Origin of the sequence: Methylobacterium sp. ap11 (genome assembly GCF_900110515.1) — a bacterium.
Lineage (GTDB): Bacteria > Pseudomonadota > Alphaproteobacteria > Rhizobiales > Beijerinckiaceae > Methylobacterium > Methylobacterium ajmalii.
In genome coordinates this window covers 20,739-35,472 of record NZ_FOEB01000020.1, presented here as the reverse complement: position 1 = coordinate 35,472, position 14,734 = coordinate 20,739, and the positions used below count along the sequence as shown (strand labels likewise).

Here is a 14,734-nt window from a genome sequence, read left to right as displayed (position 1 = left end):
GATGGCGGCTCTCCGGCGCTACGCGCGCAACCCGGCGGCCCTCCTGGGCGCGGCGCTCCTCCTTCTGGTGATCGCGGTGGCGTTGACCGCGCCCCTATTGTTTCCCAAGGACCCGTTGGGCCTGGCCGGCCGGCCGCTGCAATGGCCCTTCGCCAACCCGAAGGTCTGGCTCGGAACGGACGCGAGCGGGCGCGACATCGCCGCCCAGATCTTCCACGGCGCCCGGGTCTCGCTGCTGATCGGCCTCGTCGCGATGGTGATCGCCATCGCGATCGGCATCGCGGTCGGCGCGGTGGCGGGCTTCTACGGCGGGATCGTCGACGACGTCCTGATGCGGATCACGGAAGCGTTCCAGACCCTGCCGAACTTCCTCCTGCTCCTCGTTCTCGTCGCGGTGTTCGGCTCGGACATCACCACCGTCACGGTGGCGATCGGCCTCGTCTCCTGGCCGGCCCCGGCCCGGCTCACCCGGGCGGAGTTCCTGACCCTGCGCAACCGCGAATTCGTCCAGGCCTGCCGGGTGCTGGGCATGGGCGACGCCCGCATCATCGCCCGGGAGATCCTGCCCAACGCCCTGCCGCCGGTGATCGTCTATGCCAGCGTGGTGATGGCGGTGGCGATCCTGCTCGAGAGCGCGCTCGCCTTCCTCAACCTGTCGGACCCGAACGTCGCCTCCTGGGGCAACCTGATCGGCGCCGGGCGCGGCGTGCTGCGCACGCAATGGTACGTCTCGGCGATTCCAGGCGTCGCCATCCTGATGACGGTGCTCGCCGTCTCGCTGGTCGGCCAGGGCCTCAACGACGCCCTCAACCCGCGCCTGCGCGGCCCCGCGCCGGTGAAGGCTGCATCGGGGGCCGCGGCATGAGCGATCTCCTTGCGATCGAGCACCTCTCGGTCCGCCTGCCGCCGGGGGCCGACCGCAGCCACGCGCTCCGCGACGTCTCGCTGACCCTCGCCGCCAACGAGATCCTGTGCGTCGTCGGCGAATCGGGTTCGGGCAAGTCGGTGCTTGCCAACACGGTGATGCGCCTGCTGCCGCCCGGCGTGCGGCCTGACGGCGGCGCGGTACTGTTCCAGGGCCGCGACCTCGTCGGCGCGTCGGAGGCCGAGATGCGGCGCCTGCGGGGCGCGACGATCGGCATGATCTTCCAGGAGCCGATGACGGCCCTGAACCCGCTGCGCCGGGCCGGCGACCAGATCGCCGAGACCTTCCGCATCCACACCAAGCTCGGGGCCCGGGCGATCCGGGAGAAGACCCTGGCGCTCCTCGACGAGGTGCGGATGCCCGATCCCGCCGCGGCGCTCCGGGCCTACCCGCACGAGCTCTCGGGCGGCCAGCGCCAGCGGGTGATGATCGCCATGGCGCTGGCGCTCGAGCCGGCGCTGCTCATCGCCGACGAGCCGACCACGGCTCTCGACGTGACGACGCAGGGGCGCATCCTGGCGCTGGTCCGCGAGATCCAGGCCCGGCGCGGCATGGGCGTCCTGTTCATCACCCACGATTTCGGGGTGGTGGCGGAGATCGCCGACCGGGTCGCGGTGATGCAGGCCGGGCGCCTCGTCGAGGAGGGCCCGGCGCATGCCGTGCTCGACCGGCCGCGGGCGCCCTACACCCGGGCGCTGATCGGCGCGGTCCCGCCGCTCCTGCCCCGCGCCCCGCGCCCCGGCACCGAGGCAGCGCCGATCCTGACGGTCGCGGGCGTCTCGAAGACCTACCGCAAGGGCGGCGGCCTTCTCGCAGGTCTGTTGCCGGGCCGCGCCCGGGTCACCCACGCCGTGCGGGACGTGAGCCTGTCGCTGCCCCGGGGCACGACGCTCGGCATCGTCGGCGAATCGGGCTCCGGCAAGTCGACGCTCGCCCGCTGCATCGTGCGCCTGCTCGATCCCGAGACCGGCACGATCCGGCTCGGCGACACCGATCTCGCCTCCCTCTCGCGCCGGGCGATGCGGGCCGAGGCCCGACGGGTGCAGATGGTCTTCCAGGATCCCTTCGCCTCGCTCAACCCGCGCCGCCGGGCCGGCGAGCTGGTGGCGCAGGGGCCGATGCTGCACGGCGTCTCCCGCGCCGACGCCATGGCGAAGGCCCGCGAGCTGTTTCGCCTCGTCGGGCTCGATCCCGCGGCGATGGACCGCCTGCCGCACGAGTTCTCCGGCGGGCAGCGCCAGCGGATCGGGCTCGCCCGGGCGCTGGCGCTCGAACCCGAGCTCCTGGTCGCAGACGAGCCGGTCTCGGCCCTCGACGTGTCGGTCCAGGCCCAGGTGCTGGCGCTGCTCGACAGCCTGCGCGACCGCCTGGGTCTCTCGATGCTGTTCATCACCCACGATCTGCGGGTGGCCGGCCAGATCTGCGACCGGATCGCCGTGATGAAGGACGGGCAGGTCGTCGAGGCGGGCCCGACCGCGGAGGTCTTCTCCTCTCCGCAGGCCGCCTATACCCGCGCCCTCCTGGACGCGGTCCCCGGCCGCGCCTGGATCCCCGGCCGCGCCTCGATTCCCGCCGACTGAAGAGGAAACCCCATGTCCCTCACCCTCGACCACCTGGTGATCGCGGTCACCGACCTCGACGCGGCCTTCGCGGATTACTCCCGCCTCGGCTTCACGGTGATCCGCGGCGGCGAGCACCAGAACGGCGTTACCCACAACGTTCTGGTGGTGCTGGAGGACGGCGCCTACCTGGAGCTGATCGCCTTTAAGAAGCCCGAGCCGGGCAACCGCTGGTCCGATGTCTATCACCGCGCCGGCGAGGGCTTCCTCGACCACGCGCTCCTGCCCGGCGACATCGACGCCGATGTGAAGGCCGCGCAAGCCCGCGGGCTCGACATCGCCGACCCCGTGGCCGGCGGCCGCTTCCGGCCGGACGGCGCCCGCCTCGACTGGAAGACCGCCCGCGCCCCCGGCTCCGACGTGCCGTTCCTGTGCGGTGACGTCACGCCCCGGTCGTTGCGGGTGCAGGAGGGCGACGTGCGCCGGCACGACAACGGGATCACCGGAGTCGCGTCCGTCACCGTGGCGGTGCGCGACGTCGAGGCATCCCGTGCCCGCTACGCCGCGCTGCTCGGCACCGGCGCCGACGCGCCGGTGGTCGAGGCCGAGATCCTGGGAAGACCGGCCCGCGCCGCGACCCTGCCGCTCGGCCCGCGCACCACCGTGACCCTCGCGAGCCCGGCGGGGACGGACGGCACCCTGGCCGAGGCGCTGGCGCGCCGGGACGAGGGCCCGGTGGCCGCCGTGTTCCGGGGTCCGACGGCAGGCGACCTCGACCCGAGCCTCACCCACGGGGCGCATCTCTCCGTCACGGCGGGCTGAGGGCGCCCCGCGCCAGCCGGTCGCCGCTTCCGCGGCACCGGCACGGTTCGCCTGAGCGTGGGCGCGCGTCAGTTCGTCCAGCGGTTCTCCGGGGATTGCTCTGCGTCGCCCGCCGCGAGGTGGCGGCCGATCTCCATCAGCAGCATGTCGGCGAGGCGGCGCAGGAACGGATCGTGCCAGTCGTCGACCGCGCGGCGGACGGCGAGGCCGTGCTCGGCGGCGCGCTCCAGGGGATGCGTCTCGGCGCCGGTGAGGTCGATCACGACGCCCCGCCCCTCCGTCGGGCGGCCCGCGGCGTCGTGGGCGCAGCGGCCGCAGGACAGGACCCAGCGGATCTGCCCCCCGGGCGCAAGCAGGCGATAGGGCACGACGTAGGACCCACCCTCCTCCGCCGCCCGGCGGATGCGGGTCACCACCGTTGCGCGGTCGTCGGGATGGATGCGGTCGAGGAGGAGCGGGACCGGCGCGCCGCCGCGCAGGCTGGCGGGATCGACCCCGTAGAGGGCCGCCATGCGGTCGTCGCCGCACAGGATGTCGGCGCCGATGTCCCACTGCCAGGTCGCCACGGCGTCCGGCGCCGCGCAGGCCGCCGCCAGCGCTCCCGGCGGGGGCTCGTCCCGTCCCGTCCCTCGTTCCCGCACCCAGACCTCCGCCGCTGCCGAGTTTGTGGACTGTCGTTGTCCGCAACGAGTGATACAATCACTGCGGGTGGAACTATGGTTCTGCCAGTCTGGCGTCAAGGTATGGCCCTGGAGCAAATCAATATATCTCAAAAAATTGTAGTGTCCGGGGCAATTCGGTAAGACATCGGACAAATCCCGGCCGGCCGCGGGCCTTCCGGACTGGTCGTCGTGCCGCCGCGAGATGTCGGAGCCCGGCGCTCCCCGGTTGTTTTCCCCCAAAGCGCTTCACCCACCCCCCGCATCGTGCGATCCAGGCCGGCCGTAGCCCCTCCCCCGGACCTGCATGATTCCCTCCGCCGATCCGTCCCAGGTCGATTCGACCGCCCACATCATCCAGGTCGCCCTGACGCCGGTCTTCCTGCTGTCGGGCATCGCGACGCTGCTCAACGTCTTCTCGACCCGGCATGCCCGCATCGCCGACCAGGTCGAGAAGCTGTCCGACCGTGTCGCCGAGCGGCCCGGCGACCAGGCGCGCCTGCGCGACCTGCGCCGGCGTAGCCTCGCCCTCGACGTGGCGGTGGTGGTCGCGGCCCTCGGCGGGGTGGCGATCTGCGGCGCGGTGCTGACCCTGTTCCTCGGCACGTTGCGGGACGCCGCGGTGGCGAGCCTGCTGTTCAGCCTGTTCGGGGCCGCCATCGTCTGCACCCTGGCCTCGCTCACCGCCTTCGCGGTCGAGATGATGCTGGCGAGCCGCACGGTGCGGACCGAGGTGGCCGAGCGGCAGGAGGAGGACGGCGAGCGGTCCCGCTGAGCGCGGAACCCTCACCGGACCGGACGGTTCCCCAAGGGATAGTTCCCGCCTGCGTCACGGAGCCCGCCATGCCGACCGACCTTCCGAACGAGCGCGCCCTGCGCGAGCCCGGCACGATGGAACTCGACCCGTCCGGCGACGGCCTCGCCCTCGACGAGACCCGCCGGCTGATCGCCTCGAACAAGGTCGAGGGCACGGCGGTCTACGACCGCAAGGGCGAGCATCTCGGCAGCGTCTACAACTTCATGGTCGACAAGGTGACGGGCCAGGTCGCCTACGCGGTCCTGTCCTTCGGCGGCTTCCTGGGCTTCGGCGAGCACCACCACCCGGTGCCCTGGAAGGCCCTGAGCTACGACGTGCGCCTGGGCGGCTACGTCATCGACATCGACCCCGGCACCCTGGCCGAGGCGCCGCGCCACGGCCCGGACGAGGATCCGTTCGCCGACCCGTCCTATGGCGGGCGCCTCGACGATTACTACGGCGGCCGCGCGCCGACGATCTGAGGTCGCACATGTCCGAGGACGGGCGGGACGAGGAGGGCGGCCCCGAGGGCGAGGTCGCCCGCGGAGCGGGCTTCGCGGTGGCGCCGGGCACGGTCAAGCGTCCCGGCGTACTGGTGGCGATGCCGTTCGACCGCGCGCTCCTCGCCCGCTTCAAGGAGAGCTTCCCGACCGCCCGCTGGCGGCGCAAGCTGCGGCGCTGGTTCGTGCCCGGCACCACCGCCGAGCAGCGGGCCGATGCCTGGATCGCCCGGGAGATCTCGGCCCTCGATGCCTACGGCGACGACAAGGGCCGGGACGCCTACGCGTTCGAGCCGCTGGAGAGCCGCTACCTCGAGGCCGCCCCCGAGACGCTGGTGGTCCGCACGCCCTATTCCCGCGCGGTGGTGGACACCCTGCGCACCATCCCGTTCGCCGCCTGGGCGCCGGAGATCCGGGCCTGGCGGGTGCCCTGGCGTTCCTACGAGGCGCTGAAGGAGGTCTGGGGCGTGATCGAGGCGGCGGCGGCCGAGAGCGAGCCCGAGGCGCGCCGCGCCCGGCGCGAGGCCGCCCGCGACCCCGCCGCCGAGGCGGAGCGCCGGCGCCGGCGCCACCCGGTACCACGCGCCGATCCCCCTCCCCTCGGCGCAGCCGTGGAGACCGCGGGCGCCGGCGTGGTGGTGTTCGAGGCGCTGGACGACGCTGTCGTCGAGGAAACCGCGGCGCTCGCCCATTATCCCGCCATCTCCGCGCCGGGGCCGCTGGTCTGGGCCTGGTGGCGGATGCCGACCTTCGCCGAACTCGCCGAGACGGTGCCGGCGGCCGCGGCCGACGCGCCCGGCCGCGGCTGGTGGCCCGCGACGCGCGCCGGCCTCGAGGAACGCCGGCGCCGCCTGCGCGAGACCGCCCGCGCGCAGGAAACCCGGGCGCGGAAGGAAACCCGGGGGAAGTCGAGCGCATCCGTGCAGGAGGGGGCGGATCGCCGAGACCCATGACACCGCCAGCCTCTGGCCGGTGAGCCCGTGGCCGCGCCCATCAACCGAGGCTGGTCTAGCACCCGCTCGACTTGATTTCAAGATTTTCTGATGATCGCCCTCATCCTGAGAGCATACTTGATTTAGAATTGCTATCCCGCACCCGACCTCGATCTGAGGTAATAGAGAGCTTCACGATCGCGTTGCAATCACGAAGCTCTCTAGGTTTTTGATTTTGCCGCATTTTCTTCGACGAACCGGCATCCACTTCGTCGGAAAATGCTCTATTCGATTGAAAATCGGCTGAAACTTGACGCTCGACTTTGGTCCCTCGGGCAGCGTGGCAGAGGACGTAGGCCCAGGGAGGGGCAGAGCGCGGCTGGGTTTCGTTCGACGTCGCTGGCGCCGGGATGTTGCCCAAACCCGCTCCCCTCAGAGCGCCCGGCGCACGCCGGCCAGCACGTCCGAGAAGGTGGGTCGAGCCTTCGGGTACCGGGCGGCCTGCGCCGCCTTGTGCTCGTGGGCGGGCAGGCCGGACATGGCGGTGTCTCGTGGTCGAAACAGCGCCCGCCTACCCGTCACGCCCACTTCGTGACGCCGCTCCACCAAAGCCGCAGATCCGCCAAAGTTGGCCAAAGTCCAGCGGAGGCCTCCCGGCCGGCAGGGCTCGCTGTTTCATGTACTCCGCAAAAACCCGAGCTGTCGTCGTCTGCAATCGGTGGTCGGATACCGCCTGAGAGGCACGTGGCGACAGATGCCGGCGATCCCGACAAGCTCGGTTCGGACCGTCCATCGTGCCTGTATGCCGGCAGCTTGAAGGGCCGCCGGCACGATCGCTCGGCTAATCGGCCTTCAGGTTCTCTGCGGAAGCCTTGCCGCGCCGCTGGTCGACCACCACCTCGTAGGAGATTTTCTGCCCGTCCGCGAGGTCGCGAAGGCCCGCTTTCTCGACTGCGGAGATATGGACGAACACGTCCTGCCCGCCGTCGTCGGGCTGGATGAAGCCGAAGCCCTTGGTTCCGTTGAACCACTTCACCGTACCGGTTGCCATGAACGTATCTCCCATGATCGACCCATGCCTTAGCCGATCCGGTGGCTCGCTGTCTCCCTCGCAATTCATCCGGTCAAGCTCGGGGCAGCGGCTTCGCCTCTGCGCTGCAGCCTCTTACCCCCGGAGTTGGCCCGGGAGCGCTTCCATCCCGGTATGGTCGTTCGCAGACGGTCCGCACGCGCCGCCTACGTAGATCAGGGAGGCCGTTTGTCCGATGGCGGTCCACACCGGCAGCGAGCCTTCGCGCACGAACATCGCCACGGCTTCGACAGCCTCCCACCGATCGAGAGCATCCGTATTGTCTACCGCACGGCAGACGATTCGGGCGCCAAGACGCGGGTCGTCGGCATCCGGATCTATTTCGAGACACAGTATGACGCCCGATCGATCAGGCCTCAACTCGTCCGGAAGGGCTCCAATCTTGCGCCAGAGGCAGTGCCACGTGGCGCATGCCCGGGGGCGATCGCTGTAGATGCGACAAGACGCGCCCGTGCTGTGCTCGCACCGGACCCCGGCCGGCTTGTCGAGAGCTTTCACCTCGAGCACCTGGCAGCAGGCGGTACAGGGGCCGCAACGACGACCCGGGACAAGCGTCTGTGACATCCGCGAAGTTTAGACCGCAAATGGTACGCCTGTCATGTTCAGGTGACCGGATCGGGCCGCGATGGCCGTCCTGTGCCGACCAGTCGTGAGTTCGGCGGGGCGCACGACCCTCATTGCCGGGAGATGCGCAAACGGACGTTCTGCCGGGGGCCTCGTCACACACTCACCGATCGCCGTCGGGGTCGACGGCAAGCGCGGCGAAGCGCGTCACGAGGCCGGGAGGTGCAGCGGTTCTCCAGGCTGCCAGGAGAGCGCCCCGCAGCACCTCCTCCTCCACTGCGAAAAGATAGACGCTCGTCCAACCACGGGAACCCCAGGCACCAGGTACCGGCGCGAACCCGTCGGGCCAAGTCTCGACCATCTCCGCCTGCAATTCGGGCGTGAGCTTCACGACGACGCGATCTTCCTCCGTCCACAGGGTCGCGAAGATCCGCCCGCCGACCCGGAAGTCCGGATGGCCCTGGTGCGCTCCCTCGATCGCCTCCGGCAACAGGAGCGCCAGCGCGCGAACGTCGTCCGGCAGGCAGGACGCCACCTCTACGCGCCTGCCGTCGGTGCCTGCCACGCGGCGTCGGGGTGCTCGCGCACGTCGCCGGCCTTCGCGCCGGTGTCGGATGTGCTGACCCAATCGCCCGCCTGGGCGACCTCGACGACCTCATCATCCGGGTAGGCCGCCTCGAGGAACAATCTCGCTTCGCCCTCGGCCGCAGCGCGCACGGTCACGAGTGGACGTTCTCCGAGCGGTCCGCGCACTCGTGCGATGAAGAGCTTGGACATTCTCGTCTCTCTGTCGGCCATCGGGGCAGGGACAACGTCGCTCTAGAGCATTTTCCGACGAAGTGGATGCCGGTTCGTCGACGAAAATGCGGCAAAAAAACTAGAGAGCTTCGCGATTGCAACGCGATCGTTAAGCGCTCTAGCGGTCTGAGGCCACCTCTCACGTCGAGGGCACAGGATCGTCCTGCTCCACCTCCAGGTCTTCACCCCGGCTTGCATGCTGGTAGATGGGTGGAAACAGCGCCTCGAGGCCGCGCGTGACCCCATCGAGTACCGGGTCGTGATCGCTGCCGAAGCTCCGGGTCGGAGTGTTGGCGTCGGTGAAGCTTGCGTTGGTGCTCGTCATCGTATCCGACCCAGAGTTGACGGAGGTCAACATCAGAGAGCGCGAACGGTTTCACGAGGCCGTGGCGAACCTTCACCCGCCACGCATATTCCCGAATCGCGGCGGTCCTCCCGCCCCAAAGCTTGTCAAAACAGCAGATCTTTCGATCCAGACCTCAGGAGGAATTTCAGGACTTTTGGCATCTCCTCGAGCTGCCGCGGTCGAGGAATCCAATTGCGCGACACACCCGGCATGACGATACGCAGATCAGGATCGGCGGTCCCGGACGGTCCGTCCTCCGCAACCCGGCGTCCAGTCGCGACACGCCTCTGGAGATCCGGATGGCCGGGGCATCGGACGACATCGGCCTCGAGAACCCGCCGTCGCCGATCATCAAACGCCGCATCAGGTGGCGCCGAGCTGGCGATCCGATTTTTCGGACGCCACAGGTGGCTCGACGGGCTGGCCTGTCGCTCGAAATCCCCGCGCGGAACCGCGAAGAACCGGAGCGACAGCATACGGCCACCCGCCTGGAAGTCTTCCGACGGCGAATGATCGGCCGGGGGTCAGATGGTGATCCGGCCGGTCAGCAGGAGCACGACCAGGATGATGAGCAGGATCCCGCCGATGCCGAGGCCGCCCGTGCGATAGCGTCCACCACCCAAGAAGCTGCCGCCGCCACATTCAAATCGGTTTCGCCGCCTCCCCGATTGCTCCGCGTGCTTGCGAAAGACAATCGGCAATAGGACGCGTGCGGAGCGCCCCGCGACAGGTTGCATACCGGGATTGATCGTAACGTCTCGTAACACCGGCATCGGATGCTGCAAGACGAAGCCGCTCCCATACAATTCTAATACGAGGTGCGATAAAAACCGGATTTTAACAGTTTTCCAGGATGGTCGAAGGAGAGTGCGTTGCGGGTCTCCGATTTTCGCGTGAGCCGGACGGGGATGGGGCTTCCACGTGTTTGCACGAGCATCGACCATAAGCCGGCGCGCGGTCCTGGGGCTTGGGATCGGCTCGGCCTTCGCCAGTATCGGTGCGAGCTCTTCCCTGTCCGGCTCGACGGTTGCCGCCTCGACGTCCCAGGGCGCTGGCGGAGCCGTCCGCCGCCTCGCTTCGCTCGCGACTCCATCGGCGGAGGACCGGCGGGACTATGCGACCTTCGTCAGGCGCTTCGTCGCTCCGGACGGCCGGGTCGTCGATACCTATAACGGCGGGGTCTCGCACAGCGAGGGTCAGGGCTGGGGCCTGCTGATGGCCGCGTCCTTCAACGATCCCGCCACCTTCGACCGCATCCACGGCTGGACGCGCCGCCATCTCCGGCGCCCGACGGATTCCCTGCACGCCTGGCGCTTCCAGCCTCAGGCGAAGATCCCGGTCGACGATCTCAACAATGCGACCGACGGCGACCTCTACATCGCCGGTGCGCTGGCGAGAGCGGGTCGGGTATGGCGGCGCCCCGACCTCACGGCCGAAGCAGGCCAGATCGGGCAGGACATCCTCCGCCTGCTGGTCCGGCGGGTCGGTCAGCGCATCGTCCTGCTTCCGGGAGCATACGGATTCGACCGCGACGGCGGCATCATCGTCAATCCATCCTACTACGCGTTTCCCATGATGCACGAGGTGGCCCAGGTCGCGCCGTCGGGGGTCTGGTCGGCGCTCGAAGTCGACGGACTGCGCCTGATCGAGGACGGGCGGTTCGGCAAATGGGATCTCCCGCCCGACTGGCTGCGTGTGGACCAGCGGACGGGGGCGTTGAGCCCGGCGCCCTACTGGCCGGCACGTTTCAGCTACGACGCCATCCGCATCCCGCTTCATCTCGCCTGGTGCCGGTCCGGGTCGCCGGGGGCGCTCGCGGCGTTCTGGCGATATTGGGAGGGGCAGCATCCCTACCCGCCGTCCTGGGTGGATCTGCAGAGCGGGACGATCGCACCCTACCCCGCCGATCCCGGGACCCGCTCCATCGCCGCGCTGGCGCTGCGCACGCGCGCGGGGAGCGAGGCGGCCGCCGAAGGCACGACGCTTCCGTCCATCGGCGAGACGGATCATTACTACCCCTCCGCGTTGATCGTGTTGTCACGCATCGCCATGCAGGAATTCAGCACGATCACCTGAAGGCTTCGGCACGACCGCTCGATCCGCCATCGGAAGTTTCACGTCCGCAGCGTCGCCTGTGACGCGACCGCGGAGCCTGGATTGTCGCGCAGGTCCGGACCCGCCGGGAGTCGACAGCCGACCTGGTCGATGATCGTCGTTCTTCGATTGCTTGATAGTTAGGCCTGGCCCTTAAGCATTCGGATCGATCTGCAGATTACTCTCACTGTCGGGTGGATCGAATCGGCTCGACGGCGAGGCACGCGGCTTTTCGCGGGGCGTGATCGACCGAGATCGTTTTTGCTTCGCCGCAGCGGGCGTCAGCCTGCGACACGCGCAGCCGGACAAGCGGATAGACGCGATGACCATGTACAACGATATCGATTCCGCTCTCAAATCTTTCGAGATGGTCGGATTTTCCTATCATAATTTCAACAATCGAGCGGGACATCTCAAGCGGATCGGCGATCGCGCGTCGGACACGCTGCCGCCAAGGGTCGAGGCGGTACCGGCCGGGTCCTTCCCCGAGACGGCAACGATCTCTGTGCCCCCTGCCAGCGCGGTCGATATCGCGCGCCCGATGCCGATCGAGGTTGCGACGCGCGACGAGATCCCGATGCCCGTTCGGTCGTACCCGGCAGCCGTACCTCTCCCGGAGGCCGATCGTCGGCCGCTCACGCTCGAACACGTCTTTCGGCTCCTATCCTCACCGGAGCCCCATTGATCGGATCCACGTACGACGGTCGATCGGTACGCGGAACCGCCCGGAAGGGCGGGGAGGACCATGCAGCGCCTCGAGAGGACGTTGCGCCATCGCCCGTCGCATTGCCGCGCGAGAGCCGGCGTCGGGGCGCATCAGCGTCGCTCCGAGGCGCCGAGTAGCGCCGGCAAGTCGCCGAAGCGAAGAAGAACCCGGAGACGGGGTAGAGCCGGATCATCGGCCGGGCAATCGCATGCCAGACGACGAGTTCGCCCGCTGGGTGCGGGCGGCCTCCCCGATCTCGCGATCGACCGACGAGAAGCCAGAACGTCAGGATCACGCGCGGCAGGCTGCCGAAGGAGACGGCCTGGCCGATGACGGTGATGGGCGAGCTGAAGAAGCCGACCGTCGACCGGAATGGGCATCGTGGCCGCTCGGATGCTTCAGGTTTGCCCGCACGACATCGAATATCTTGGCGGGCTCGAACTCTGCACGCCACGCGCGTGAGGAAGCTGCGATGTGCCGTCCGCTTTCTTGCGCAGCAAGGACGCCACCTGGCCGCGGCCGGGCGAATTTTCGATCGTCACACTCCGAACGTACCGAACCGTGACCGTCGCCGCACGGTTGCCGCGAACGATGACGCTCGACCTGGAGTAGAGTATAAAGCTTGTATCGCCTCGGGGTCTCGAACGATAACCCTATGGCATTAAGCGTTATAAAGCGCCGCATTGATCCCATAATTTTGGATTAATTCTACGTTTTTCTGCTGAATACTTGCAAGTCAGCGATACTTACCCCGAGCTTTTCAACGTCTCGATCTTCGTTTGAAGCCGTATTTTATTTGATTAATATTGCATTCCGACAGGCGATTGCGCGTTCTTGGCAGTATTTTTAGTTTTTGTTCATGTTTTTCAGGCCATACTCTATCATCCGGGACTTGCTCACATGCCGCCGTCTCGGTCTATGATCATTTCCGTCGAGGCGTGACATGGGTTCGCACCAATATTCCGGATCTATCGACCGGCGTTCATTTTGCGTGATGGGCGGCTCCGCCCTCCTGGGCCTCACCCCCTCGGCACCGTTGCCCGCATCGGCTGCGGCATCCGAGGTCGTCGTCGGCAAGGACGGGTGGCTGTTTCCTGCCTTCGATCAGGTCTCGCGGGTCGACTATACGCGCGTGCAGCAGGGCGCGTCCTTCATCAACGACGTCGTCGGCGTCCTCAAGCAGGCGAAGATCCAGACCGTGATCTGCCTGACCCCGGCGAAGTCGCGGATCCTGTCCGAGCATCTGCCGGACGGCGTGAAGTTCACGCCCGACACCCAGCGCCGCTACGGGGTCGAACTGGAGGCGTTGCGCCGCAACGGGACGCCGGTCCCGGATCTCCTCGCGGCGATGAGCGCGCTCCGGAAGGCCGAGCCGGCTACCCCGCTCTTCTTCAAGGCGGACACGCACTGGACGCCGCAGGGCGCGGCCTGCGCGGCGAACGCGGTAGCGGACGCCATCAAGGCGGGCTCGCTCCTTCCACCGAGCAGCAAGCCCGGCCCGCGCCTCGGCCCGCCGCGGGACATGGTGCAGAGCAAGAACGACCTCGCCCTCCTGCTGGCGTCGGAGGAACGTGCGAAGTATCCGTTGCAATCCTACAAGCTGCCGCAGGCGGTGGAGACCGGCGCCGGAGATCTTTTGGCGGAAGAAGGCGCCGATACGGTGCTGGTGGGCAACAGCTACCTGCACCCGTCCTTCGGCTTCTCGACCGCCCTCGCGAACCGCCTGAACCGGCCGGTCTGGCTCGTCTGGAAGATCCATTCCTTCAGCCCGTACTGGAACCTCCTCGACTATCTCGGGAGCAGCGCCTTCGCTGCGCAACGCCCGAAGGTCGTGGTCTGGGTCTTCCACGAGACGGACCTCACGATCCCGCCGAACAACTCGGCGATCTGGGGCCAGACCGCCATGAAGCCCGACGCGATCCTCACGGATCTGCGCAAGCGCGTCGGAGCCTGACATGGCGGCCCGCCTCCTCGCCCGGGCCTGCCTCGCGGCGGCCTGCCTGCTCTCCTCCTCGGCGGCACGCGCCGAGCGGTCGCTCTACGGGCAGCAGCCCAAGCGCGACGCCATCTTCGTGCGGGTGGTGAACGCGCTCGACACCGAGGTCTCGGTCACCTCGGACCTCCTGCCCCCCCAGACGATCGGCATCCGCGACGAGACCCGTGTCGGGAGCTACCTGAACCTCGACCGGACGGATACTCCCTCCCTTCCCCTGGTCGTGCGGGCCGGAGGCCAGGAGGTGCGCAGCACCGTCGGCCTCAGCCCCGCCACGAAGGTCAGCCTGGTCGTGCGCCGCGAAGGCGAGGCGATCCGGGTGGTGGCGATGGCGTCCCGCTACGAGATGAACCAGACGCGGACTTCGCTGTCGTTCGTCAACGCCGCGCCGGAATGCGGCCCCGCCTCGCTGAGGCTGGAGCCGGCCAGCACCGTGGTCTTTCCCGATGTCGCCGTCGATACGGAGCGGTCGCGCGGCGTGAATCCGGTGAGCGTGCAGCTCAGCTCGGGCTGCCGCGAAGGGCGCTCGACGGCGGCCAAGCCGGTTCAATTCGAGGCCGGCAACGCGTACAGCGTCTGGCTTGTCACCCTCCGGAGCGAGCCGACGCTGATCGTCGGCAGCGATGCGCTGCCGGCCTGGAAGCCGTAAACGCGACGATCGGCGGCCAGGGACGGCGTCCCTGCCGCTTCGTCGCCTCCCGCCGAACCCGGACCGGGTCGGCGCCGGTCGATCCATCGCCCCTGGATACGGCGCATGTCGGCGCCGTGCCTCCGGCCGCACCCGCAGGTGGTTTCGTGCCGCCCTGATCTATGCGAAGCCGGCCGTCCCGGCGGATCGAGGGGCGGCATGCGGACGGACCTGAGGAGCCACGCGCGACGACGCTCGCGCCGGCACTGTCGTGCGGCCGCCCTGGTCCTGGCCCTCGCGGGAGCGCCCGGGCTCGGCATCG

Annotated in this window: 16 protein-coding genes; 11 read left to right on the top strand and 5 right to left on the bottom strand. The window is 68.7% G+C overall.

What is annotated here, in order from left to right:
• Position 1: 1 nt before the first annotated feature.
• Genes BMX97_RS23505 through BMX97_RS23495 form a run of 3 tightly spaced genes read left to right on the top strand, consistent with a single transcriptional unit; the run spans position 2 to position 3,306 of the window.
• Positions 2–865 carry an ABC transporter permease gene (locus tag BMX97_RS23505; RefSeq protein WP_091753654.1) on the top strand — a complete coding sequence of 288 codons (864 nt, stop codon included), beginning with the start codon at positions 2–4 and terminating at the stop codon, positions 863–865.
• Positions 862–2,505: an ABC transporter ATP-binding protein gene (locus BMX97_RS23500; RefSeq protein WP_091753653.1), complete on the top strand. Its 1,644-nt coding sequence runs from the start codon at positions 862–864 to the stop codon at positions 2,503–2,505. The genes BMX97_RS23505 and BMX97_RS23500 overlap by 4 nt, the downstream gene beginning before the upstream one ends.
• Positions 2,506–2,517: 12 nt before the next feature.
• Entirely contained in the window at positions 2,518–3,306 is a 789-nt protein-coding gene (locus BMX97_RS23495; RefSeq protein ID WP_091753652.1) for a VOC family protein, read from the top strand.
• A gap of 68 nt (positions 3,307–3,374) precedes the next feature.
• Here the strand turns inward: BMX97_RS23495 and BMX97_RS23490 are convergent, their stop codons facing one another.
• Positions 3,375–3,947, bottom strand: coding sequence for a PAS domain-containing protein (locus BMX97_RS23490; protein ID WP_143074705.1), 573 nt, complete (start codon positions 3,945–3,947; stop codon positions 3,375–3,377).
• A gap of 325 nt (positions 3,948–4,272) precedes the next feature.
• On the opposite strand from BMX97_RS23490, the gene BMX97_RS23485 reads away from it, so the two are divergent.
• The 3 genes from BMX97_RS23485 (at position 4,273) to BMX97_RS23475 (ending at position 6,214) form a co-directional block, all read left to right on the top strand.
• Positions 4,273–4,740: a DUF2721 domain-containing protein gene (locus BMX97_RS23485; RefSeq protein WP_060848660.1), complete on the top strand. Its 468-nt coding sequence runs from the start codon at positions 4,273–4,275 to the stop codon at positions 4,738–4,740.
• A gap of 68 nt (positions 4,741–4,808) precedes the next feature.
• On the top strand, positions 4,809–5,243 hold the full coding sequence (locus tag BMX97_RS23480; protein WP_091753650.1) for a PRC-barrel domain-containing protein: 435 nt from the start codon (positions 4,809–4,811) through the stop codon (positions 5,241–5,243).
• Positions 5,244–5,251: 8 nt separating this feature from the next.
• Positions 5,252–6,214: a hypothetical protein gene (locus BMX97_RS23475; RefSeq protein ID WP_091753649.1), complete on the top strand. Its 963-nt coding sequence runs from the start codon at positions 5,252–5,254 to the stop codon at positions 6,212–6,214.
• A gap of 820 nt (positions 6,215–7,034) precedes the next feature.
• On the opposite strand, the gene BMX97_RS23470 is transcribed toward BMX97_RS23475, so the two are convergent.
• The 4 genes from BMX97_RS23470 to BMX97_RS23450 form a co-directional block, all read right to left on the bottom strand.
• On the bottom strand, positions 7,035–7,244 hold the full coding sequence (locus BMX97_RS23470; protein WP_091753648.1) for a cold-shock protein: 210 nt from the start codon (positions 7,242–7,244) through the stop codon (positions 7,035–7,037).
• A gap of 766 nt (positions 7,245–8,010) precedes the next feature.
• Entirely contained in the window at positions 8,011–8,412 is a 402-nt protein-coding gene (locus BMX97_RS23460; protein ID WP_348273136.1) for an MmcQ/YjbR family DNA-binding protein, read from the bottom strand.
• On the bottom strand, positions 8,385–8,624 hold the full coding sequence (locus tag BMX97_RS23455; RefSeq protein WP_091753712.1) for a hypothetical protein: 240 nt from the start codon (positions 8,622–8,624) through the stop codon (positions 8,385–8,387). Before BMX97_RS23455 ends, BMX97_RS23460 begins: the two co-directional genes overlap by 28 nt.
• A gap of 160 nt (positions 8,625–8,784) precedes the next feature.
• Positions 8,785–8,970, bottom strand: a complete 186-nt coding sequence (locus tag BMX97_RS23450; protein ID WP_143074704.1) for a hypothetical protein — start codon at positions 8,968–8,970, stop codon at positions 8,785–8,787.
• A gap of 320 nt (positions 8,971–9,290) precedes the next feature.
• On the opposite strand from BMX97_RS23450, the gene BMX97_RS33130 reads away from it, so the two are divergent.
• The 5 genes from BMX97_RS33130 (at position 9,291) to BMX97_RS23425 (ending at position 14,433) form a co-directional block, all read left to right on the top strand.
• Positions 9,291–9,695: a hypothetical protein gene (locus BMX97_RS33130; RefSeq protein ID WP_177202326.1), complete on the top strand. Its 405-nt coding sequence runs from the start codon at positions 9,291–9,293 to the stop codon at positions 9,693–9,695.
• Positions 9,696–9,912: 217 nt separating this feature from the next.
• The gene (locus BMX97_RS23440) at positions 9,913–11,067 is read left to right on the top strand and encodes a family 8 glycosyl hydrolase (protein ID WP_091753645.1); all 1,155 of its coding nucleotides are present in this window, start codon (positions 9,913–9,915) and stop codon (positions 11,065–11,067) included.
• A 340-nt stretch (positions 11,068–11,407) separates the two neighbouring features.
• Complete coding sequence (locus BMX97_RS23435; protein ID WP_091753644.1) at positions 11,408–11,770, top strand: hypothetical protein; 363 nt, start codon at positions 11,408–11,410, stop codon at positions 11,768–11,770.
• A 1,015-nt stretch (positions 11,771–12,785) separates the two neighbouring features.
• Entirely contained in the window at positions 12,786–13,745 is a 960-nt protein-coding gene (locus BMX97_RS23430) for an alginate O-acetyltransferase AlgX-related protein (protein WP_177202325.1), read from the top strand.
• Between the two features lies 1 nt (position 13,746).
• Positions 13,747–14,433, top strand: a complete 687-nt coding sequence (locus BMX97_RS23425; RefSeq protein WP_091753642.1) for an alginate O-acetyltransferase AlgF — start codon at positions 13,747–13,749, stop codon at positions 14,431–14,433.
• Positions 14,434–14,734: the final 301 nt, after the last annotated feature.

Coding starts and splice junctions, on each gene's coding strand:
- BMX97_RS23505 (WP_091753654.1), top strand. CDS start 2: ATGGCGGCTCTCCGGCGCTACGCGCGCAACCCGGCGGCCCTCCTGGGC.
- BMX97_RS23500 (WP_091753653.1), top strand. CDS start 862: ATGAGCGATCTCCTTGCGATCGAGCACCTCTCGGTCCGCCTGCCGCCG.
- BMX97_RS23495 (WP_091753652.1), top strand. CDS start 2,518: ATGTCCCTCACCCTCGACCACCTGGTGATCGCGGTCACCGACCTCGAC.
- BMX97_RS23485 (WP_060848660.1), top strand. CDS start 4,273: ATGATTCCCTCCGCCGATCCGTCCCAGGTCGATTCGACCGCCCACATC.
- BMX97_RS23480 (WP_091753650.1), top strand. CDS start 4,809: ATGCCGACCGACCTTCCGAACGAGCGCGCCCTGCGCGAGCCCGGCACG.
- BMX97_RS23475 (WP_091753649.1), top strand. CDS start 5,252: ATGTCCGAGGACGGGCGGGACGAGGAGGGCGGCCCCGAGGGCGAGGTC.
- BMX97_RS23470 (WP_091753648.1), bottom strand. CDS start 7,244: ATGGCAACCGGTACGGTGAAGTGGTTCAACGGAACCAAGGGCTTCGGC.
- BMX97_RS23455 (WP_091753712.1), bottom strand. CDS start 8,624: ATGTCCAAGCTCTTCATCGCACGAGTGCGCGGACCGCTCGGAGAACGT.
- BMX97_RS23450 (WP_143074704.1), bottom strand. CDS start 8,970: ATGACGAGCACCAACGCAAGCTTCACCGACGCCAACACTCCGACCCGG.
- BMX97_RS33130 (WP_177202326.1), top strand. CDS start 9,291: ATGGCCGGGGCATCGGACGACATCGGCCTCGAGAACCCGCCGTCGCCG.
- BMX97_RS23435 (WP_091753644.1), top strand. CDS start 11,408: ATGACCATGTACAACGATATCGATTCCGCTCTCAAATCTTTCGAGATG.
- BMX97_RS23430 (WP_177202325.1), top strand. CDS start 12,786: ATGGGCGGCTCCGCCCTCCTGGGCCTCACCCCCTCGGCACCGTTGCCC.
- BMX97_RS23425 (WP_091753642.1), top strand. CDS start 13,747: ATGGCGGCCCGCCTCCTCGCCCGGGCCTGCCTCGCGGCGGCCTGCCTG.